At 64.6% G+C, this 21882-nt stretch carries 22 protein-coding genes; 17 read left to right on the forward strand and 5 right to left on the reverse strand.

The features are described 5' to 3' along the window. The first annotated feature begins 1 nt into the window (after position 1). The 16 genes from AD659_RS06955 (at position 2) to AD659_RS07030 (ending at position 14241) form a co-directional block, all read left to right on the forward strand. Positions 2-673, forward strand: coding sequence for a GntR family transcriptional regulator (locus tag AD659_RS06955; RefSeq protein WP_053119615.1), 672 nt, complete (start codon positions 2-4; stop codon positions 671-673). A 112-nt stretch (positions 674-785) separates the two neighbouring features. Further along, positions 786-1718 (forward strand): 4-hydroxyproline epimerase, encoded by a 933-nt coding sequence (locus AD659_RS06960; RefSeq protein WP_053119617.1) that lies wholly within the window; start codon positions 786-788, stop codon positions 1716-1718. Further along, on the forward strand, positions 1715-2830 hold the full coding sequence (locus AD659_RS06965; RefSeq protein WP_053119619.1) for an NAD(P)/FAD-dependent oxidoreductase: 1116 nt from the start codon (positions 1715-1717) through the stop codon (positions 2828-2830). The genes AD659_RS06960 and AD659_RS06965 overlap by 4 nt, the downstream gene beginning before the upstream one ends. 227 nt (positions 2831-3057) lie before the next feature. Beyond that, positions 3058-3294: a 2Fe-2S iron-sulfur cluster-binding protein gene (locus tag AD659_RS06970; RefSeq protein ID WP_053119621.1), complete on the forward strand. Its 237-nt coding sequence runs from the start codon at positions 3058-3060 to the stop codon at positions 3292-3294. After that, on the forward strand, positions 3291-4547 hold the full coding sequence (locus tag AD659_RS06975; protein WP_053119622.1) for an NAD(P)/FAD-dependent oxidoreductase: 1257 nt from the start codon (positions 3291-3293) through the stop codon (positions 4545-4547). Before AD659_RS06970 ends, AD659_RS06975 begins: the two co-directional genes overlap by 4 nt. A 140-nt stretch (positions 4548-4687) precedes the next feature. Then, the gene (locus AD659_RS06980; RefSeq protein WP_053119624.1) at positions 4688-5437 is read left to right on the forward strand and encodes an AraC family transcriptional regulator; all 750 of its coding nucleotides are present in this window, start codon (positions 4688-4690) and stop codon (positions 5435-5437) included. A gap of 233 nt (positions 5438-5670) precedes the next feature. Next, the gene (locus tag AD659_RS06985; protein ID WP_053119627.1) at positions 5671-6489 is read left to right on the forward strand and encodes an ABC transporter substrate-binding protein; all 819 of its coding nucleotides are present in this window, start codon (positions 5671-5673) and stop codon (positions 6487-6489) included. Positions 6490-6499: 10 nt separating this feature from the next. After that, on the forward strand, positions 6500-8278 hold the full coding sequence (lhpI, locus tag AD659_RS06990; protein WP_053119629.1) for a cis-3-hydroxy-L-proline dehydratase: 1779 nt from the start codon (positions 6500-6502) through the stop codon (positions 8276-8278). Then, entirely contained in the window at positions 8271-8936 is a 666-nt protein-coding gene (locus tag AD659_RS06995) for an amino acid ABC transporter permease (RefSeq protein ID WP_053119631.1), read from the forward strand. The genes lhpI and AD659_RS06995 overlap by 8 nt, the downstream gene beginning before the upstream one ends. Before the next feature lie 12 nt (positions 8937-8948). Continuing rightward, on the forward strand, positions 8949-9599 hold the full coding sequence (locus tag AD659_RS07000) for an amino acid ABC transporter permease (protein WP_053119633.1): 651 nt from the start codon (positions 8949-8951) through the stop codon (positions 9597-9599). Next, positions 9592-10314, forward strand: coding sequence for an amino acid ABC transporter ATP-binding protein (locus AD659_RS07005; RefSeq protein ID WP_053119635.1), 723 nt, complete (start codon positions 9592-9594; stop codon positions 10312-10314). Before AD659_RS07000 ends, AD659_RS07005 begins: the two co-directional genes overlap by 8 nt. A 136-nt stretch (positions 10315-10450) precedes the next feature. After that, complete coding sequence (locus AD659_RS07010; protein ID WP_053119637.1) at positions 10451-11479, forward strand: trans-3-hydroxy-L-proline dehydratase; 1029 nt, start codon at positions 10451-10453, stop codon at positions 11477-11479. A 210-nt stretch (positions 11480-11689) separates the two neighbouring features. Continuing rightward, positions 11690-12607, forward strand: coding sequence for a dihydrodipicolinate synthase family protein (locus tag AD659_RS07015; protein ID WP_003202565.1), 918 nt, complete (start codon positions 11690-11692; stop codon positions 12605-12607). Between the two features lie 198 nt (positions 12608-12805). Continuing rightward, the gene (locus AD659_RS07020) at positions 12806-13360 is read left to right on the forward strand and encodes a DinB family protein (protein WP_053119639.1); all 555 of its coding nucleotides are present in this window, start codon (positions 12806-12808) and stop codon (positions 13358-13360) included. 27 nt (positions 13361-13387) lie between these two features. Continuing rightward, on the forward strand, positions 13388-13738 hold the full coding sequence (locus AD659_RS07025; RefSeq protein WP_053119640.1) for a DUF6152 family protein: 351 nt from the start codon (positions 13388-13390) through the stop codon (positions 13736-13738). Continuing rightward, positions 13738-14241 carry a DUF6644 family protein gene (locus AD659_RS07030; RefSeq protein WP_053119642.1) on the forward strand — a complete coding sequence of 168 codons (504 nt, stop codon included), beginning with the start codon at positions 13738-13740 and terminating at the stop codon, positions 14239-14241. Before AD659_RS07025 ends, AD659_RS07030 begins: the two co-directional genes overlap by 1 nt. A 52-nt stretch (positions 14242-14293) precedes the next feature. Here AD659_RS07030 and AD659_RS07035 read toward each other — a convergent pair whose 3' ends face one another. From AD659_RS07035 to AD659_RS07055, 5 genes are all read right to left on the reverse strand, one after another. Continuing rightward, complete coding sequence (locus AD659_RS07035; RefSeq protein ID WP_231987739.1) at positions 14294-15358, reverse strand: 2,3-butanediol dehydrogenase; 1065 nt, start codon at positions 15356-15358, stop codon at positions 14294-14296. 84 nt (positions 15359-15442) lie between these two features. Further along, a complete protein-coding gene (locus AD659_RS07040; RefSeq protein WP_053119646.1) occupies positions 15443-16555 on the reverse strand; it encodes an acetoin dehydrogenase dihydrolipoyllysine-residue acetyltransferase subunit in 1113 nt (370 codons plus the stop codon). Then, positions 16555-17571 carry an alpha-ketoacid dehydrogenase subunit beta gene (locus AD659_RS07045; RefSeq protein WP_053119648.1) on the reverse strand — a complete coding sequence of 339 codons (1017 nt, stop codon included), beginning with the start codon at positions 17569-17571 and terminating at the stop codon, positions 16555-16557. The genes AD659_RS07040 and AD659_RS07045 overlap by 1 nt, the downstream gene beginning before the upstream one ends. A gap of 34 nt (positions 17572-17605) precedes the next feature. Further along, the gene (locus AD659_RS07050) at positions 17606-18583 is read right to left on the reverse strand and encodes a thiamine pyrophosphate-dependent dehydrogenase E1 component subunit alpha (protein ID WP_053119650.1); all 978 of its coding nucleotides are present in this window, start codon (positions 18581-18583) and stop codon (positions 17606-17608) included. 2 nt (positions 18584-18585) lie between these two features. Beyond that, entirely contained in the window at positions 18586-19659 is a 1074-nt protein-coding gene (locus AD659_RS07055) for an ATP-NAD kinase family protein (RefSeq protein WP_053119652.1), read from the reverse strand. 357 nt (positions 19660-20016) lie between these two features. On the opposite strand from AD659_RS07055, the gene AD659_RS07060 reads away from it, so the two are divergent. Continuing rightward, positions 20017-21882, forward strand: a complete 1866-nt coding sequence (locus AD659_RS07060; RefSeq protein WP_053119654.1) for a sigma-54-dependent Fis family transcriptional regulator — start codon at positions 20017-20019, stop codon at positions 21880-21882.

The raw sequence follows: 21882 nt of genomic DNA on the forward strand, positions 1-21882 counted from the left end.
CGTGACTTTATCCAAGTTCAACCTGCCTGACCTGGGCAACACCCCGTCCACCTCGGAAATCATCACCCGCCACCTGCGCGATGCCATCGTGGCCGGGCACTTTGCCGAGGACGAGCCGATTCGCCAGGATGACATCGCCCGCCAGTTCAACGTCAGCAAGATTCCCGTGCGCGAAGCCCTCAAGCGCCTGGAGGCCGAGGGCCTGGTGATGTTCCAGCGCAATCGCGGGGCGATGGTGACGCGCATTTCCGAGGCGGAGCTGGCGCAGATGTTCGAGGTGCGCATGCTGCTGGAAGACAAAGTGCTGCGCCTGGCGATTCCCAACATGACCGAAGACACCTTCGCCCGCGCCGAAAGCATCTGCCAGGAATTCATCGGTGAAGACGATGTGGGACGCTGGGCCGAACTGAACTGGCAACTGCATGCCTGCCTCTACGAACCCGCGCAACGACCGTTCATGGTGGGGTTGATCCGCTCGGTCCACGACAAGCTGGAGCGTTACCTGCGCATGCAAATGAGCCTTTCGGCCGGTAAGGACCGTGCCGATCACGAGCACCGGGAAATCATCAAGGCCTGCCGCGCCGGTGACGTCGAGCGGGCCGTGGAGTTGTTGGACGAACACATCGCCGGGGTCTGCGAGACCTTGTTCAAGTTCCTGCCTTCCAGCCATTGATGGGCCAACGCTGTGCCGATTTCGTCATCGGCGACAGATAAAACCCTCAAGCCGTCGCCCCCTGGCGCGGGCCACGCTTGCCGTCACTCATCTGAACGGACGTGGCCCTCCCATGAAACGCATCACCGTGATCGATTCCCATACCGGCGGCGAACCGACCCGACTGGTCACCGACGGTTTTCCTGACCTGGGCCAGGGCAGCATGGCCGAGCGCAAGCAACGGCTGGCCACGGAGCATGATGCGTGGCGCAGCGCCTGCGTGCTCGAACCGCGGGGCAGCGATGTGCTGGTGGGCGCACTGCTCTGTGAACCGGTGGACCCGAACGCCTGTGCCGGCGTGATCTTTTTCAACAACAGCGGCTACCTGGGCATGTGCGGCCACGGCACCATCGGCCTGGTGGCGTCCCTGGCCCACCTGGGCAGGATCGGCCCCGGCGTGCACAGCATCGAAACCCCGGTGGGCACGGTCCAGGCAACCTTGCACGAGGATCGCTCGGTCAGCGTGCGCAACGTGCCGGCCTACCGGTACCGCAAGGCACTGGCCCTGGAGGTGCCCGGCATCGGCCAGGTAGTGGGCGACGTGGCCTGGGGCGGCAATTGGTTTTTCCTGATCGCCGAACATGGCCAGCGCGTGGCCGGCGATAACCTCGACGCGTTGACCGCCTACACCTACGCCGTGCAGCAAGCCTTGGAGCAGCAGGGTTTTCGCGGCGAGGACGGCGGACTGATCGACCACATCGAACTGTTTGCCGACGACCCGCAAGCCGACAGTCGCAACTTCGTGCTCTGCCCGGGCAAGGCCTATGACCGCTCCCCTTGTGGCACCGGCACCAGCGCCAAACTGGCATGCCTGGCGGCCGATGGAAAGCTGCAACCCGGGCAGATCTGGCGCCAGGCCAGTGTCATTGGCAGCGAGTTCGAAGGTTCCTACGAACGTTCGGGCGAGCGCATCGTGCCGACCATTCGCGGCCGCGCCTACATCAGCGCTGAAACCACCCTGATCATCGAAGCGGATGACCCGTTCGCCTGGGGTATTCGCCCGTGAACGAAGGCCAGGTCGCCGACGTGATCATCATCGGCGCCGGCATCATCGGTGCGGCCTGCGCCCAGGCATTGGCCCGGCGCAACGTCAAGGTGTTGGTGCTGGATGCCGGTTGGCACGGCGCCACGGCGGCCGGCATGGGGCATCTGTTGGTGCTGGATGACAACCCGGCGGAACTGGCCCTCAGCCAATACTCCCTGCAACGCTGGCGCGAACTGGCACCAGCCCTGCCCGCCAGTTGCGCCTGGCGCAACAACGGCACCTTGTGGCTGGCGGCCAATGCCGAGGAGATGGCCGTGGCCCACAGCAAATACCTGAACCTGCTGGCCCATGGCGAATCCTGTGAATTGATCGGCCGCACCGCCCTGCATCAGCGTGAGCCTGAGCTGCGCCCGGGGCTGGAAGGCGGACTGCTGATCAAGGGCGACGGCATCCTCTACGCCCCGGCGGCCGCGCGCTGGATGCTCGACGCGCCCAATATCCGCCAGCAACGGGCGCAGGTCAGCGAAGTCGACGGTGCTCGTGTGCGCCTCGACGACGGACGCTGGTTGAGCGCCGAGGCGGTGGTCCTCGCCAATGGCATCCAGGCCACAGAACTATGCCCGGAACTGCCCATCGAACCGAAAAAGGGCCACCTGCTGATCACCGATCGCTACCCCGCCACCATCACCCATACCCTGGTGGAGCTGGGCTACGTCACCAGCGCCCATAACGCCAGCGGGCCGTCGGTGGCGTGCAATATCCAACCACGCCCGACCGGGCAATTGTTCATCGGCGCCTCGCGGCAGTTCGGCACCGTCGACCCGCAGGTGGAAGGCTGGATGCTGGCGAAGATGCTCAAGCGCGCCGTCGAGTACCTGCCAGGGTTGGCGCACCTGAACGGCATCAGGGCCTGGACCGGTTTCCGCGCGGCGAGTCCCGATGGCTTGCCCCTGGTGGGCCAACATCCGCAGCGCAAGGGGCTGTGGCTGGCGGTGGGTCACGAGGGGTTGGGCGTCACCACGGCCCCCGCGACGGCCGACCTGCTGGTCGCGCAGCTGTTCGACGAAACTTCGCCCCTGGCCGCGCAACCTTACCTGCCGCAGCGTTTCCTGGGGGAACCCGCCCATGCCTGAAGCCCGACACACATCCCCTGTGGCGAGGGCGCAAGCTCGCGCAGGGCTCTGTAGGAGCTGGCGAAGCCTGCGATCTTTTGATCTTTCGCTTGAGATTCCAGCTATCAGGAAAAAGATCGCAGCCTCGCTCCGCTCGACAGCTCCTACAGGCCCAGCGCGAGCTTGCTCCCTCGCCACAGGTTTTGGGTGTGCTCCTGACATCCACTTAGCCAAGGAGTATTGGAGCCATGCCTGACTTGTTTTTGGACGGCCGCCCACTGTACGTCGCCAACGGCACCAGCGTCGCGGCAGCATTGGCGTTGGGCGCGGACGGTTGCAGCCGCACCTCGGTCAGCGGCCAGCGGCGAGCACCGTTGTGCGGCATGGGCATCTGCCAGGAATGCCGGGTGCTGATCGATGGCCGACTCCGCCTGGCCTGCCAGACCCTGTGCCTCGATGGCATGCACGTGCAGACCCGACCATGAACGAAGCCACCGACCTGCTGATCATCGGCGCCGGCCCCGCCGGCATGGCCGCCGCCCTCGCCGCGACCAGCAGCGGCGCACACATCGTGTTGCTGGACGACAACCCACTGCCCGGCGGGCAGATCTGGCGCGACGGTCCCCAGGCCAACCTGCCCAGTGCAGCCCGGCACCTGCGCGATCAACTGCGAAACTGCACCAACGTACGCTGCCATGCCGGCACTCGCGTAATCGCCTGCGCGGCGGATAAAACCTTGCTGGTGGAAGATGCCGAGCGCGGCTGGCAGATCCGCTACGAGCGCTTGATCCTTTGCACCGGTGCCCGTGAGTTGCTGCTGCCGTTTCCTGGCTGGACGCTCCCCGGCGTGACCGGCGCTGGCGGGTTGCAGGCGCTGATCAAGGGCGGCTTGCCGGTGCGCGGCGAACGGCTGGTCATCGCCGGCAGCGGCCCCTTGCTGTTGGCCAGCGCCGCCACGGCGAAGCATCAAGGTGCACAGGTGGTGCGCATCGCCGAGCAGGCCAGTCGCGGCGCCGTCGCCGGTTTCGCCGGGCAACTGCCGCGCTGGCCGGGGAAGTTTTTCCAATCGTTCAGTTTGTTCGACTCGCACTACCGCACCGACACCCATGTGGTAGAGGCGCTCGGTCGGGAACGACTCGAGGGCGTGCGCCTGCATCAGCAAGGCAAGACGATTGAACTGGCCTGCGACCGGCTCGCCTGTGGCTTCGGGCTCATTCCCAATACCCAGTTGGGCCAGGCCCTGGGCTGCGCGATTGAAGACCAGGCGCTGGCGGTTGATGCCTGGCAAGCGACCACGCGCCGCGAACATTACGCCGCCGGTGAGTGCACCGGTTTCGGCGGCAGCGAACTGGCGTTGGTGGAAGGCGCCATCGCCGGCCACGCCGCCGTCGGCAATAGTGCCGCCGCCCAACAGCTGTGGCCACGCCGCGCACGCTGGCAGGGTTTCGCCCGGGCCTTGAACACGGCCTTCGTCCTCGATCCACGGCTCAAGGCCCTGGCCCGCAGCGACACCCTGGTCTGCCGCTGCGAAGACGTACCGTATGGCGAACTGGTCGACCACGAAAACTGGCGCGAAGCGAAACTGGCCAGCCGCTGCGGCATGGGCGCCTGCCAGGGCCGCGTGTGCGCCGCCGCCCTGGAACACCTGTTCGGCTGGACACCGCCCCTACCTCGTCCGCCCTTCAGCCCGGCGCGGATCGAGACCCTGCTGGAGCTGGAAGAAACCCCGCCCACCTGAGCCCGGCACACATCCCACTCTGGCCTGCACTCACCACAAATCCCCTGTGGGAGCGAGCCTGCTCGCGATGGCGGCGTGACAGGCAACACATTTCCGGCTGACACTGCGCTACAGCTCCCACAAAAAAGACGAAGCCGGCCATGTACCCCTCGCTCACTTCCCTTGCCCCCTGCGACCTCGACACCCTGCTGCACAGCCTGCAGCCCATCGCCCCGTTGCTGGACACCCTCGCCGACGTGGTGTTTTTCATCAAGGACCGGCAGGCCCGCTACGCCTTCGTCAACCAGACCCTGGCCCGGCGCTGCGGTTTCAAACACAGGGGCGACCTGCTCGGCCTCACCGCCGAGCAGGTGTTCCCCGAACGCTTCGGCCCGCTGTACACCGAACAGGATCGTCGGGTGCTAGCCAGCGGGCGGGAGTTGGCCGACCAGCTCGAACTGCATTTGTACTACGGCAACCAACCGGTGTGGTGCTTGACCCACAAGCTCGCCCTGCACGACCCAAGCGGTCAGATCGTCGGTCTGGCCGGCATTTCCCGCGACTTGCAACTGCCGCAATCGAGCCACCCGGCGTTCCACAAACTGGCGGCGGTGGATGCCCATATCAAGCAGCACTTCGCCCGTCCCATCAGCCTCGCCGAGCTGACCGCTATCACTGAACTGTCGGTGGCGCAACTGGAGCGGCACTGCAAACGCATCTTCCAACTCACACCACGGCAGATGATTCATAAGGCACGGCTGGAGGAAGCCTCGCGGCTGTTACTCGACAAAGACCTGCCGATCACCGAGATTGCCCTGCGCTGCGGTTACACCGACCACAGCGCCTTCAGCCGCCAGTTCCGGGCCCTGACCAGCCTGTCGCCGAGCCAATATCGCGAGAACCAGCGCTGATCTTGTTCCCTGATGGGGCGTCGGATCCCGTGGCTGCTCCCATCTGTAACACCCCAGACCAACGTAGCACCCTGCCCTTACGGTTCACCGCCCGCCGGGAACCCCTCTAGATCAGCCTTCCAATGCCATTACCGCGATATAACCGGAAACAGGCATGCCGATTGCTTATCTAATATCGTATACGAAATCCTCAATACGATATCTCACCGCATTTATTCGACAGCGAGGCATTTATGAAAAACCCTGCATTGGCCGTAGCCCTCAGCGTTGTCCTCATCCCGCTTTTCATTGCCCCCGCCCACGCCGACAAGCTCGACGACATCATCGGCTCCGGCACCCTGCGTTGCGCCGTGACCCTGGACTTTCCACCCATGGGTTTTCGCGACGCAAGCAATAAACCGGCGGGCTTTGACGTGGACTATTGTCATGACCTGGCGAAGGTCCTCGGTGTCGAGGCCGAAGTGGTGGAAACCCCGTTCTCCGACCGAATCCCCGCGCTGTTGTCAGGCCGCGCCGACGTTATCGTCGCCTCCACCTCCGACACCTTGGAGCGGGCCAAGACCGTCGGCCTGACCGTGCCCTACTTCGCCTTCCAGATGGTGGTGCTGACCCGCGACGACACCGGCATCAACAACTATGCCGACCTCAAGGGCAAGAAACTGGGCAACACCAGCAGCACCTACGAAGCCATCGCCTTGGAGAAGGACCAGAAAAGCTGGGGCAGCGGCAGCTTCCGCGCCTACCAGTCGCAAAACGACACCCTACTGGCCGTCGCCCAGGGGCATATCGATGCCACCGTGGTGACCAACACCGTGGCCGCCGCGACCCTCAAGTCGGGCAAGTACAAGGGCCTGAAGATCGCCGGTGACGCACCCTACGTCATCGACTACGTATCCCTCGGCGCCAAGCGCAGCGAGTACGGCCTGCTCAACTACCTCAACCTGTTCGTCAACCAGCAGGTGCGCACAGGCCGCTACAACGAGCTGTTCGTCAAATGGGTCGGCACCGACATCCCACCGGCCAACCTGACCGTTCCCCAGGTCTACTACTGAGGACCGGCGCATGCCAAGCACGCCTGTCCGTGTGAAAGGCCGCAGCCTGGTAGAGGGCGCCGCCCAGGGCGCCCTGCTGTTCGCCGAGGTGGGCCTGAGTTTCTGGGGCGGGGTCGACCCGGCCAGCGGCGAGGTCATCGACCGCCACCATCCCCTGAGCGGCGAGCGCCTGGCCGGGCGCGTGCTGGCGATCCCCAGCGGGCGCGGCTCCTGCACCGGCAGCAGCGTGTTGATGGAACTGATAAGCAACGGCCACGCCCCTGCCGCCCTGGTGCTGGCCGAAGCCGATGAAATCCTGACCTTGGGCGTGCTGGTGGCGCAGGTGATTTTCCAGCGCTCGTTGCCGGTGTTGTGCGTCGGGCACGAGGCCTTCAATGGCTTGCGCGGCCAGGGTTTTGTCCGCCTTGAAGACGATGTCCTGACCCTCACCGGGCGCCGCCCCAACGACGGCTGGCAAGGTTCGGACGCAGCGTCTCAACTGCCCACGGCTTCGACTTTGGAGCTGACCGAGCAGGACCGGGCGCTGCTCGACGGCGCCCACGGCAAGGCCGCCCAGGTGGCGATGCACATCGTGTTGCGCATGGCCGAGATCCAGGGCGCCACGCAACTGCTGGACGTGACCCAGGCCCACATCGACGGCTGCATCTACACCGGCCCGGCCAGCCTGCGCTTTGCCGAACAACTGGTGCAGTGGGGCGCGCAGGTGCGCGTGCCCACCACCCTCAATGCCATTTCCGTGGACCAGCGCCGCTGGCGCGCGCTGGGCGTCGATCCAGCCTTGGGCGAGCCGGCCAGTGCCCTGGGCGATGCCTATATGGCGATGGGCGCCCAACTGAGTTTCACCTGCGCGCCCTACCTGCTGGACACCGCGCCAAAGGCCGGCGAGCAGATCGTCTGGGCCGAATCCAACGCGGTGGTCTACGCCAACAGTGTGCTGGGCGCGCGCACGCAAAAATACCCGGACTTCCTCGACATCTGCATCGCCCTGTGCGGACGAGCACCGTTGACCGGCTGTCATCTCGACGACCCACGCAAGGCTCGGCTGATCGTCGACGTACCGGCGCTGGGTAAGGTGGATGACAGTTTCTATCCGCTGCTGGGCTACCACATCGGCAGCCTGGCCGGCCGGCGCATCCCCTTGATACGCGGCCTGGAGCACGCCGCGCCGAACCTGGACGACCTCAAGGCCTTCGGCGCCGCGTTCGCCACCACCAGCGCCGCGCCGTTGTTCCACATCGCCGGGGTGACGCCGGAAGCCCTCGACCCGGCCGCTGTCCTGGCGAGCGACGTCACCGTGCCGCAGGAAAGCGTCGATGCCGCGGGCCTGCTTGCCAGTTGGCGCGAGCTCAACAGTGCCCGGGACAACTGGGTGGACGTGGTGTCCCTGGGCAATCCGCACTTCTCCCTCAGCGAATTCGCCGCACTCGCGACCTTGTGCGCGGGCCGGATCAAGCATCCGTATGTGGTGCTGGCGATCACCTGCGGCCGGGCGGTGTTGGAACAAGCCCGCAAGGCTGGACATCTCACCGTCATCGAGGCCTTCGGCGCGGTGCTGGTGACCGACACCTGCTGGTGCATGCTGGGCGAGCCGGTGATCCCGCCCCGGGCCACCACACTGATGACCAACTCTGGCAAATACGCCCACTACGCACCGGGCCTGGTCGGTCGCGGGGTGCACTTTGGCGCCCTCGCCGATTGCGTCGAGGCCGCGTGCACCGCCGCAACCCACGGTCAACCGCCGATGTGGCTGCAACCCACCGCCCGCACGGGGAGCCCGACCCATGTTTGACTACAGCTTCCAATGGCGCCCGGCCTTGCGCGCCCTGCCCGACATGCTCGCCGGGGCCTGGGTGACCTTCGAAACCGCCGCGCTGTCGATGATTTTCGGCGTGCTGATCGCCCTGGTGTTGACGGTGATGCGCCAGGCCCCGAATCGCCTGCTGCGGGGCGTGGGCAATGGCTGGGTGTCCATCGCCCGCAACACGCCCTCGCTGTTCCAGATCTACATCCTCTACTTCGGCCTCGGCTCCCTCGGGCTGCACGTCAGTTCCTGGCTGGCCTTGCTGGCCGGGATCACCTTCAACAACGCCGGCTACCTGGCGGAAAACTTTCGCGGTGGCCTCAAGGCCGTGCCCAGCACGCAAATGCGCGCCGCCCGTTCGTTGGGGATGAGCGCCTTCCAGGCCTACCGGATGATCATCGTCCCGCAACTGTTGCGCATCGTCTTCTACCCGTTGACCAACCAGATGGTCTGGGCGGTGCTGATGACATCCCTGGGGGTGGTGGTTGGCCTGAACAACGACCTCACCGGCGTCACCCAGGAATACAACGTCAAGACCTTCCGCACCTTCGAATACTTCGCCCTCGCGGCGCTGCTGTATTACCTGATCGCCAAGCTGATCGTCGGGTTGGCCCGGCTGTTGTCCTGGCGCTTGTTTCGTTATTGAGGAGGGTTGCTCATGTTTTCTACAAGCCTCAGCGTTAACGACCTGCTGTATTTGCTCGAGGGGGCCTGGGTCACGCTGCAACTGACCGTGTGGTCGATCCTGCTCGGCACCCTGGCCGGGTTGCTGTTCGGCCTGTTGCGGGCGTTGCTGCCGCGGGCCAGCCTGCCACTGGCCTGGCTGCTGGACGTTTTTCGCAGTGTGCCGCTGCTGATCCAGTTCGTGCTGTTCAACTCCCTCAAGAGCATCGTCGGCCTGAACCTCAGCGCCTTTGCCGTCGGCTGCATCGTGCTTGGGGTCTACGCCGCCGCCTATTTCACCGAGATCGTCCGCGGTGGCGTGCTGGCGGTGCCTTTGAGCACCCGCCGGGCCAGCCGGTCGCTGGGCCTGAGCTATGGGCAGGACCTGCGTTTCATCGTCCTGCCGATTGCCACGCGGGTGGCCTTTCCCGGCTGGCTGAACCTGGTGCTGGGCGTGATGAAGGACACCGCGCTGGTGATGTGGATCGGCATCGTCGAATTGCTGCGGGCCTCGCAGACCATCGTCACGCGGATTCAGGAACCCCTGCTGGTGCTGTGCATCGCGGGCCTCATTTACTACGTCATGAGCCTGGTGGTTGCCCGCCTCGGCGCACGCCTGGAAAGAAGGTGGCAGGAAAATGATTGAGATCGAAAACGTGCACAAATCCTTCGGTGACCTGGAAGTGGTCAAGGGGGTGAGCCTGACGGTGGACAAGGGCGAAGTGGTGTCGATCATCGGCGGCTCCGGCTCTGGCAAATCGACCCTGCTGATGTGCATCAACGGCCTGGAGCCGATCCAGAAAGGCTGCATCCGCGTGGACGGCATCGAGGTCCATGACCGCGCCACCGACCTCAATCGCCTGCGGCAAAAGATCGGCATCGTCTTCCAGCAATGGAACGCCTTTCCCCACCTCACCGTGCTGGAAAACGTCATGCTCGCGCCGCGCAAGGTGCTGGGCAAGAGTCGCCAGGACGCCGAGGCACTGGCGGTGAAGCAGCTTGAGCATGTGGGCCTGGGGGACAAGCTAAAGGCCTTCCCCAGCAAGCTGTCCGGCGGCCAGCAACAGCGCATGGCGATCGCCCGGGCGCTGGCGATGTCGCCGGACTACATGCTCTTCGACGAAGCCACCTCGGCGCTGGACCCGCAACTGGTGGGCGAAGTGCTGGACACCATGCGCATGCTCGCCGAAGACGGCATGACCATGGTGCTGGTGACCCACGAAATCCGCTTCGCCCGGGACGTGTCCGACCGCGTGGCGTTCTTTTGCAATGGCCGGGTCCATGAGATCGGACCGCCGGACCAGGTGATTGGCAATCCGGTGCAGCCGGAGACGGCGGCGTTTCTCAAGTCGGTGAAATAGCCGATGGCCCTATCGCGAGCAAGCTCGCTCCCACACTGGTTTTGTGTACAACGCCCAATCAGTGTCCACCACAGAACCCTGTGGGAGCGAGCTTGCTCGCGATGAGGCCCGACCAGACAACCCAAGGATTTGATCCATGCGCTCATCAAAAATCATCCATGTCGTCAGTTGCCACGCCGAAGGCGAAGTCGGCGATGTGATCGTCGGCGGTGTCGCGCCGCCCCCCGGCGCCACGGTGTGGGAACAGTCACGCTGGATCGCCCAGGACCAGACCCTGCGCAACTTTGTCCTCAACGAGCCCCGTGGCGGCGTGTTCCGCCACGTCAACCTGCTGGTGCCGGCCAAGGACCCGCGAGCACAGATGGCCTGGATCATCATGGAGCCGGCCGATACTCCGCCGATGTCCGGCTCCAACTCGCTGTGCGTCGCCACCGTATTACTGGACAGCGGCATCCTGCCGATGACCGAACCCCAGACCCGCCTGGTACTGGAAGCCCCGGGCGGCCTGATCGAAGCCGTGGCCGACTGCCGCGACGGCAAGGTACAACGGGTCGAGATCAAGAACGTGCCCTCCTTCGCCGACCGCCTCGATGCCTGGATCGAAGTCGAGGGCCTGGGTTCGTTGCAGGTGGACACCGCCTATGGCGGCGACAGCTTTGTCATTGTCGATGCCCAGCGCCTGGGTTTTGCCATTCGTCCCGACGAGGCCGCCGAACTGGTGGCCGTGGGCTTGAAGATCACCCGCGCCGCCAATGAGCAACTGGGCTTCGTGCACCCGCTGAATCCCGACTGGTCGCACATTTCGTTCTGCCAGATCGCCGCGCCCATCGTCCGTGAGAACGGCGTTGCCACCGGCGCCAATGCCGTGGTGATCCAGCCCGGCAAGATCGACCGTTCGCCCACCGGCACCGGCTGCTCGGCGCGCATGGCGGTGCTGCAGGCCAAGGGTTTGATGCAAGTCGGCGAACGCTTTATAGGCCGCTCGATCATCGGCTCCGAATTCCACTGCCGCATCGACTCACTCACGGAGGTGGCCGGACGCCCGGCGATTTACCCGTGCATCGCCGGACGGGCGTGGATCACCGGGACCCATCAGTTGCTGCTCGACCCGGCCGATCCGTGGCCCCAGGGCTATCGGCTTTCAGATACCTGGCCGGGTGTATGACATTGACCTTTGCACATAGCCCTTGTGGCGAGGGAGCTTGCTCCCGCTGGGGCGCGAAGCGGCCCTCTGCATTTGCCTGACACACTGAGTTGCCAGGTAGTTATTGGGGCCGCTTCGCAGCCCAGCGGGAGCAAGCTCCCTCGCCACAAAAGCTCTGTATTCGACTCAACTTTATCTACGTATACGAAATACCATAACCGGAGACAACCCATGAGCAAACGCATCAACTGGAGCGGCGTCTTCCCTGCCGTCACCACCCAATTCAACGATGATTTTTCCATCAACCTGGAAAAAACCCATCAAGTGATCTCCAACGTCATTCGCGATGGCGTCTCCGGCCTGGTGGTCTGCGGGTCGGTGGGGGAAAACACCTCCCTGAGCGCCGAGGAAAAAATCGCCGTGACCGAAGTCGCGGTGGATGCCTCCCGCGGCCGGGTGCCGGTGATTTGCGGCGTGGCCGAGTTCACCAGTGTGCAGGCCGCCAAGGTCGCCAACGCGGTGCGCAAGGTCGGTGTCGACGGGGTGATGCTGATGCCGGCGCTGGTCTACGGCTCCAAGCCCTTCGAGACCGCCGAGCATTTCCGCTACGTGGCCCGCCACGCCGATGTGCCGCTGATGGTCTACAACAACCCGCCGATCTACAAGAATGACGTGACGCCGGACATCCTGATTTCCCTGGCCGATTGCGACAACGTGGTGTGTTTCAAGGACTCTTCCGGTGATACCCGGCGTTTCATCGACGTGCGCAATGAAGTCGGCGATCGCTTTGTGCTGTTCGCAGGCCTCGACGACGTGGTGTTGGAAAGCCTTGCCGTGGGCGCCGAAGGTTGGGTCTCGGGCATGTCCAACGTGTTCCCGCAGGAAGGCGAGACCATCTTCCGCCTGGCCCGCGCTGGACGGTTCGCCGAAGCGATGCCGATCTATGAATGGCTGATGCCGATCCTGCACCTGGACGCCCGCGCCGACCTGGTGCAATGCATCAAGCTGTGCGAAGCCATCGCCGGCCGCGGCAGCGCCCTCACCCGCCCACCGCGCCTGGCCCTGCCGGAAGCGGACCGGGTGTATGTGGAGCAGATCATGGCCAAGGCCTTGGCCAATCGGCCGGTGTTGCCGGATGTGGGGCTTTAAGAACCGACTCCTCCCGAAGCGGATGAAATCCCACAGGGGTTTGGGGTGAATGCGCGATAGTGAGCCCATGCAATTCCCACTGTGGGAGCGGGCTTGCTCGCGAAAGCGGTTTGTCTGAGATGACTATGCTGGATGTAACGCCGTCTTCGCGAGCAAGCCCGCTCCCACAGGATTTGTGACGGACAAGAGAGGCTTACCATGAATTATTTCCTGGCCCAGGCCCTGAACAATCGATGGGCCAACCACAGGCTGCTCGGCGCCTGCGCGCAGTTGAGCGAGGCCGACTATGAGGCACCGCGCACGGGGTTCTTCCCGTCCATCCAAGCCACGCTTTGCCACATCCTGGAAGTGGACCGCTATTACCTCACCGCCCTGGAAGGCGACCGGGACGGCCAGATAAAGGACTTCTCCGAGACCCTGACCTTTGCCCAACTGATGCACAACCAGACCCAGACCGACCAGCGGCTGGTGGCGTTCTGCGAAACCCTGCGGGAGAAAGACCTCGCCCGCTTCGTCGATCTGGTGCGTGCCGACGGTATGGTGCGCGAACGAATCGACCGGCTGCTGTTGCACCTGTTCGAGCATCAGATCCATCATCGTGGGCAGGTCCACGGCATGCTCAGCGCCACCGACGTCGCGCCGCCCCAACTCGATGAGTTTTTTCTCGACTGCGATCGACAGTTCCGCGAGGACGAGGAACAGCGGCTTCAACTCGGCGGGCAGCGGGTCTGGCGCGCGTACCTGCCCGATTGAATCGATCACCCCCAAGGAGATCTTGCCATGAACATGATGCTTCGCTGCATCGGCTTCTCATCAATGCTGATCACCACGGCGGCACTCGCCCACCACGGCTGGAGCGAATACGACGCCAGCAATCCCCTGACGCTCGACGGCACGATAAAGGAAGCCGGCTATTCCCATCCCCATGGCTACGTGCGCCTGCAAACCACGGATAAAACCTGGACCGTCGTGCTGGCCCCGCCGTCACGCATGGAGAATCGGGGACTGAGCAAAGACATGCTCAAAGCGGGTAACCGCGCCACCGTGGTCGGCTATGCGAACCGCAACAAACCCGACGAGTTACGCGCCGAACGCATCACCATCGACGACAAGACCACCGAGTTGCGCTGATGCAAGCTTCCCCGGCAGGCTCAACCCAGGGCTGGATGGACCAGTTGGGCAACTCGTCCCTGGCGGCGGCCATGCGCAGCGAACTGTGGCTCTACCCGCTGGTGGAGGTCGTGCACATCATCGGCTTTTCGGTGCTGGCGGGCGCGGTGGTGATGTTCGACCTGCGCGTTCTAGGGCTGTCCAAGGGCATCGCTGTGACTGCCCTGGCCCGCCACCTGCTGACCTGGGCCGTTGCGGCCCTGCTGTTGATCGTGCCAGCCGGGTTGATGATGTTCAGTGCTCACCCCCATGACTTTGCCGGCAACAACGTCTTCATCCTCAAGCTGTACCTGATCGCGGCAGCGGGCCTTAACGCCCTGCTGTTCCACGTTGGCACCTACCGTTCCGTCCTGCAATGGAACACCGGCCATAAGGCACCCAGCCTGGCCAAGGCCCAGGCGTTGGTCTCCATCGCCCTGTGGATCGCGGTCATATCCTGCGGCCGCCTGCTGGCCTACACCTGAAAAAAAGCGATGACCGCTGCCGGCCATCGCCAAATCGCCCACCCGGGCGCTCTCAGATGCGTGCGGGAGACACGATGATCTTCACGTTGTGCTCCTTGTTGTTCACCAGTTCCTCGAAGCCCTGCCCGACGATCTCCTCCAGCTGGATGCGCCCGGTCACCAGCGGCGAGATGTCCAGGCGTCCGTCGGCGATGAAGGCAATCACGTCGGCGAATTCACCGTTGTAGGCCAGCGCGCCCAGCACTTGCTTCTCGGTGGAGACCAGCTCAAAGAAGTTGAACTCGCTCGGCTCTTCGAAGATCCCCACCAATACGCATTTACCCGCCTTGCGGATCAGGTCGATGGCAAACTTGGCGGTGTGCTTGTTGCCGATGCACTCGAAGCTGACATCGGCACCCAGGCCACCCGTCAGGCGCCGTACTTCGGCCAAGGCGTCGCATTCATTCGGATCGATCACATGGCTGGCCCCGACTTCCAGGGCCTTGGCCTTGCGCGCGCCGGACATTTCCAGGGCGATCACCTGGGCCGCGCCGGCCGCCTTGGCGCACATGATCGTGCATAAACCGATGGTCCCGGCGCCGACCACCACGACGTTCTGGCCCAGCAAGCTGCCGGCCTTCTTCACCGCATGCATGCCCACCGCCAACGGCTCGATCAAGGCACCGGCCTCGGCGGGAAAGTCCGCCGGTAGCTTGTACAGCAGGTTGGCCGGGACGTTGACCAACTCCGCAAACGCACCGTTGTTCATCAGCCCGGTGAAGGCCAGGTTCTCGCAGATGTTGTAGAGCCCGTGGGTGCAGTAATAGCAGGTGCCGCAGTGCTGGCAGGCGTCCGCTGCCACCGGCTCGCCGACGCTGAAACCTTCGACGCCGGCACCCAGTTCGACGATTTCGCCACAGAACTCATGGCCGAGGATGCATTGGCCCTTGATCCCGGTCAGCGGGTGCGGCGCGTCCACCGGGATGAACACCGGCCCGGCCACATATTCGTGCAGGTCCGAGCCGCAGATGCCGCACCATTGCACGCGGATCTGCACCCACCCGGCGGGCGGTGAAACCGGCAGTGGCACGTCTTCGACGCGGATGTCGTTGCGGCCATGCCAGACGGCGGCGCGCATGCTGCGGGTCGGCTTGATTGAAACGTTCATAGCGTTGCCTCCAGAATTTTTATAGGGCGCCGACGCATGTCGCCGCCCGCTTGGTCAGTGCTGTCCGATGAACTCGTTAATCAATCGATTGATCTGCTCGGCCGCTTCCATCTGCACCATGTGGCCCTGGCCGGGGAGCACTTCGACCTGGGCACTCAGTCCGTCGCTGTGGGTCGCGGGGATGATTGCGTCGTCGCTGCCCCAGATCACCAGGGTCGGTACGTGGCCGGCCTGCACCACTTCGCGCAGGTCCGCCTGCTGGCGGCCGTCGGCGAACAACGTCGCTGACAATTGCTGCAGCGCCGCGTCCACGCCCTCCAGGCGCTTGTACTTGAGCATGTCGTCGAGCATCTGCCGGTTGACCAGTTCGGCATTGGAGAACAGCTGCACCAGTTGTGGCTTGAGGGCATTACGGTTGGCCGCTTCGACGAAACCCTTCAGGTAGCTGCCGTTGATCTCCGCCCCCAGGCCGGCGCTGCCGATCAAGGTCAGCGACCGTATCCGCTGGGGCATCAGCCGCGCGACGTTCAGCGACACCGCCCCGCCCATGGAATGCCCCACCAGGTGGGCCGCGTTGATGTCCAGGTGATCGAGCAACGCCAGCACCACGCCGCTCAGCTCGTCCAGGTCGCCACGTTGCAGGGTTTTCGACGATTCGCCATGCCCCGGCAGGTCCAGGGCAATCACCCGCCGCCCGGCGGCCAGTGCTTCATGATTGAACAGCCAGTTGTTCAGGTCGCCGCCGAAACCGTGCACCAGCACCAGCGGCGTGCCGCCCTCGCCGCGCTCGAAATAGCGGATCACCCGGCCGTCCAGCTCGACTTTCTGCGGTTTCGGGCCACTGTCTTCATCGGCCGCGTCGCCGGGCACGAAGTTGGATTGGAACTGCTCGATGACCGCGTCGATCTCGGCCTCGCTGGCCTCGCCCTCAACGACGATGCCGAGCAAGGCGCCGACCGCCAGGGTTTCATCCTGGCGGGCGATCTGCCGACGCAGGATTCCGGAAAACGGCGCCTCGACGCTGCTGGAGATCTTGTCCGTCTCGACGTCCATCACTTCCTCGCCCTTGGTGATGGCCTGCCCCTCTTCCTTGAGCCAGGCATCGACCCGGCCCTCGGTCATCGACAGGCCCCACTTGGGCATGGTCAAGGTATGAATCTGGCTCATCAGCGCTTGCTCCACTCGATCACGTTGAGCACGGCTTGTTCGATCTTCGCCGCGTCAGGGATGTACAGGTCTTCCAGGGCATCGGAGAACGGCACCGGCGTGTGCGGCGCGGTGACCATTTCGATCGGGGCCTTGAGTGCGCCAAAGGCTTTTTGCGCCACCAGCGCCGAAATATCGGTGGCCATGGAGCAGCGCGGGTTGGCCTCGTCGATCACCACCAGGCGCCCGGTCTTCTCGACACTTTCCAGGATGCTGTCCTCGTCCAGCGGGCTGGTGGTGCGCAGGTCGATCACTTCGCAGTCAACGCCACGTCCGGCCAGGTTGCGCGCCGCGTCCATCGCGGTGTTGACCAGCCGTCCGTAGGACACCAGGGTCACGTCCTTGCCGTCGCGCAGGAAGTTGGCCTCGCCGAACGGCACGGTGTAGAGCTCTTCCGGCACTTCGCCCTGCATGCTGTAGAGCAACTTGTGCTCGCAGAAGATCACCGGGTCGTTGTCGCGGATCGCCTGGATCAGCAGGCCCTTGGCGTCGTAAGGCGATGATGGGCAGACCACTTTCAGCCCCGGGATGTGTGTCCACAAGGACGTGAGCATCTGCGAATGCTGGGCGGCGGCGCGCAGGCCGGCGCCGACCATGGTGCGGATCACCAGGGGCGTGGAGGCCTTGCCACCGAACATGTAACGAAACTTCGCCGCCTGGTTGAGGATCTGGTCGAGGCAGCACCCGGCGAAGTCGACGAACATCAGTTCGCACACCGGACGCACGCCGCAGGTGGCGGCGCCGACCGCCGCGCCGACATAACCGATTTCCGACAGTGGCGTGTCCAGCACGCGCCCGGGGAATTGGTCGTAAAGGCCCTTGGTCACCCCGAGCACGCCGCCCCAGGCATCGTTTTCACCGGGGGCGCCGGCACCACCGGCCACGTCCTCACCCATGATGAACACGCTGGAATCGCGGCGCATCTCCTGGGCCAGGGCTTCGTTGATTGCCTGCTGATAGCTGATTTTTCTCGCCATGATGAAATTCTCTGTTCTTGTTTTAGGGGGGCGTTCAGGGATAGCTGACGTAGACGTCGGTCAGCAGGTCCGCTGCAGAGGGCTTGGGATCGGACTTGGCCTTGTACACGGCGTTTTCAATCAGCAGGTCCACTTCCTTGTCGATCTGGTCCAACTGCTCGACGGTGAGCAAACCGGCCCGGGTGGTGCGCTCGCGGAACTGCATCAGGCAGTCCTGGTTCTCCCGGAAATGCTTGACCTCATCGGGCGCCCGATAGGTCTGGGCGTCGCCCTCGAAGTGGCCGTAGTAGCGGGTCAGCTTGACCTCGATCAGCGACGGCCCTTCCCCGGCACGGGCGCGTTCGACGGCGGCCCCAGCGGCCTCATGCACGGCGAAGAAGTCAAAGCCGTCCACCGTCACCCCAGGCATGCCGAAGCCGGCCGCGCGGTCGGCGATGTGATCGCAGGCCACCGACCAATTGGAAGCAGTGGCCTCGGCGTAGCCGTTGTTTTCGGCGATGAACAGGCACGGCAGGTTCCACACCGAGGCCATGTTCATGGCTTCGAACACCGCGCCCTCGTTGGAGCCGCCATCGCCGAAAAACACCACGGCGACGCTGTCGGTGCCCTTGAGCCGGGCCGCCAAAGCCGCGCCAACCACCAACGGAGCACCGGCGCCGACGATGCCGTTGGCGCCGAGCATGCCCTTCTCGAAATCGGCGATGTGCATCGAGCCGCCCTTGCCTTGGCAGACGCCGGTTTTCTTGCCGTAGATCTCGGCCATCATCCCGTAGACGTCCACGCCCTTGGCGATGCAATGGCCGTGGCCACGGTGGTTGGAGGCGATGCAATCGTCGTCCCCCAGGTGGGCCATGACCCCGGCAGCCGAGGCTTCTTCGCCGGCATACAGGTGGACGAATCCGGGAATCTCGCCGGTGGCGAACTCCACGTGCAGGCGCTCTTCAAAGGCGCGGATGGTGCGCATCACCTGGTAGGCGTGCAGCAGTTGATCGTGGGTGAGCGGTGTCGACATTTTTATTCTCCTGGGGTGTCTTCTTGAAGATTCAGAGGGTGTTGCGGGTGTTCGCGGCCGATGGCCAGCAACCGCTGTTGCGCCGCGTAGGCCAGCACCGCGTTGACGTCGATGCTCAGCGGGCCGCCGGCATCGAGGGTGACCGTGGGCCGGTCATGGACGTTGAATTCGATTTCCCGCTCGCCATCCAAGGCCAAGGTGCCGCTGGACAGTGACAAGCCATGGGCGACGCCCGGTTCCAAAGGGCCGGCGGCGAGCACCCCACAGCCCTGTAGCAGGCCCGGCGCGAGCGGTACCAGCAGCGCTTCGGGGGAATGCGGGTCCAGGCGCATCCAGGCCCCGCCCGGTGCCTGGCGTGACACCGGAAACCACAAGCCGCACAACGCAGACAGGCCGATGGATTGCGGTTCGGCGAAGGTCACGAAGACTTCGGCCAGGTCCTGTGCCCGGCTGATGGCTCGGGCGCCGACAAAGCGCAGCGGCGATACGGCGACGTCCACCAGGGCGACCTCACGCAAGCCACGTGCGGCGTCGCAGACCAGCAAGCGCTTGTTGCGGCGCAAACCGATCGCGTCCGGGATCCGGCCGCTGGCGTACAACCCACCGGCCAGCCCGGCGCTGGTGGCCTCGCGCAGTTCGGGAAAAGCGTTGTTGGTGCCGGTGGACAGGGTCAGCAACGGGATATCACCCACTTCGGCGGCCACCGCCTTGTGGGTGCCGTCGCCGCCGAGCACGGCGATCAGCGCCACTTCGCGCTCGGCCATCAGGCGCGCGGCCCGGCGGGTGTCTTCGACAGTCTGGCGCAGAGTCAGGTCAAGAAACTCCAGGGCCGGCCAGTGACTGCTGCGGGCCTGGCGACTGTGGCTGTTCTTCAGCACGGCGGCGGCCATGCCGATCATGTCAGTGGGCATCAACACCTGTTCGATGCCAGTGGCGCCGAATGCGGCCAGCAGGCGCTGGATCACCGAAACCTTGTCAGTGCTGGAAAACAGCCCGGCATTGGCGGTCAGGCGCCGCACGTCGCGGCCCGATGCGGGGTTGGCGATGATGCCCACGGTCAGTGGCCGGCGGCTCATGGTGCCACCGCGGGAAAGACAGGCGAACGGCCTGGGCAGCAAGACCCTGGACAGAAGATCATAGGCACCTCGTTGTTATTATTGGATGACCCGTCGGGCGGGTTCCAGGGATAGAGCAAGGGCAGTGCCAGTTACGGGAAAACGGCTCGGAATGACCGGACCAGAGCGGTCAAGGCGTGATTTTCGATAAGCGCAAGCGAGCCCCGGTGAGACGCTCCATGTCAGCCTGCACGAGGTTCCGGCGAGACCCTGAGACGTGGCGTCTCACACCGCCCGAACAACCCGTCGAGCTTGTCTGCACCCAGCGAACGGCGCTTAATGTGCGCACAACGACAAGAAGCTGAATCGGAGGCCCCTATGCTTTCCGCTCACTCCCGGGCGCACGTGGATTGCGTCAGCCGCGTGGTGAAAAACGCGAACCAATTGCCACAACTGCCCGTCCCGGACCTGATCCTCGACTCCTGGCGCCGTTCCCTGGAGCAACATCACCTGGACCCGGGTTCGCTGCAGGGCCCGCGCATCCTGTCCCAGGACGTGCTCAAGCAATGCCGCGAGCGCTCCGAGCTGTTCCTCAACATCGCCAGCGAAGAAGTGGCCCGCCTCCACGGCCGGGTGCGCGATGCCGACTATTGCGTGCTACTGACCGATGCCCAGGGCCAGACCATCGACTACCGAGTGGAAACCACGATCCGCAACGACTGTCGCAAGGCCGGGCTGTACCTGGGCACCTGTTGGTCGGAAGGCGAAGAAGGCACCTGTGGCGTGGCGGCGGTGCTCACGGGCAAGGCCCCGGTGACGGTGCACAAGCGTGACCATTTCCGCGCAGCGTTCATTGGCCTGACTTGCTCCGCCGCGCCGGTCTTCGACCCCCAGGGGGAATTGCTCGGGGTGCTGGACGTCTCGGCGGTGCGCTCGCCGGATGATCGCCGCTCGCAGCACTTGATCCGGCAAATGGTGGTGCAGAGCGCCCGGGAGATCGAACAGGCATTTTTCATGAGCAGCGCCCAGGGTTACTGGGTGCTGCGGGCCCATGGCAATGCCGGCTACGTCGACAGCCAGCCGGACTTCCTGTTCGCCTGGGACGACGACGGTTGCCTGCAAGCCTTGAACCCGGCCGCCCGCCAATACCTGCTGCACCAGTACGGGCAGTTGCCGCAACACATCGGCCAGGTGTTCGATCAGCAACGGCTGCACCGTGCCCGGGACGAAAGCCTCTGCTTGCTCGATCACGCCCTCCACGGGCGCTTGAGCGCGCCCCGCCAACGGGCCAGTTCACGTTCGCGGGTGGCGATGACCCCGTTGGAAATCGATCCGCGCCTGGCCGACAGCCTGCGCCTGGCAGTACGGGTCAAGGATCGCAACCTGCCGGTGCTCATCCAGGGCGAAACCGGTTCCGGCAAGGAAGTCTTCGCCCGCCAGTTGCACCAGGCCAGTCAGCGCCGTGACCGCCCTTTCGTGGCGCTGAACTGCGCCGCCATTCCCGAAAGCCTGATCGAGAGCGAATTGTTCGGCTACGTCGCCGGGGCGTTTACCGGTGCCTCGGCCAAAGGCATGCAGGGCCTGCTGCAACAGGCCGATGGCGGCACCCTGTTCCTGGATGAAATCGGTGACATGCCGCTGGCCTTGCAGACCCGCCTGCTGCGGGTACTGGCCGAGGGTGAAGTGGCGCCGCTGGGGGCATCCCGCCGCAAGGCCGTCGACATCCAGGTGATCTGTGCCACCCACCGCGACCTGGAAACCCTGGTGGCGGCTGGCGAGTTTCGCGAGGATTTGTATTTCCGCCTGGGCGGTGCGCGTTTCCAGCTACCGCCGTTACGTGACCGCAGCGATCGGCTGGCGTTGATCAATCGGATTCTTGCCGAGGAATCGGCGTTGTGCGGGGGAACCGTACAATTGAGCGGCGCAGCCCTGGAATGCCTGCTCGGTTATCACTGGCCGGGCAACGTCCGCCAGTTGCGCCATGTGCTGCGCTATGCCTGCGCGGTGTGCGAAGCCAGTGTGATCCAGCTCAGCCACCTGCCTGAGTCATTGCACTGCACGGACGTCGCCGAACACGGGCCGGAGCCAAGCGCCAGCCCGGAACGCCAGGCATTGCTCGATGCCTTGGTGCGCCACCGCTGGAAACCCACCGCCGCCGCCCGGGCCCTCGGCATTTCCCGGGCGACCCTGTATCGACGGGTGCACCAGCATGGCATCGAAATGCCAGGCCGCAGCCCGGCCTGA

This window comes from Pseudomonas thivervalensis, from assembly GCF_001269655.1.
In the GTDB taxonomy this organism is placed as follows: Bacteria; Pseudomonadota; Gammaproteobacteria; order Pseudomonadales; family Pseudomonadaceae; genus Aquipseudomonas; species Aquipseudomonas thivervalensis.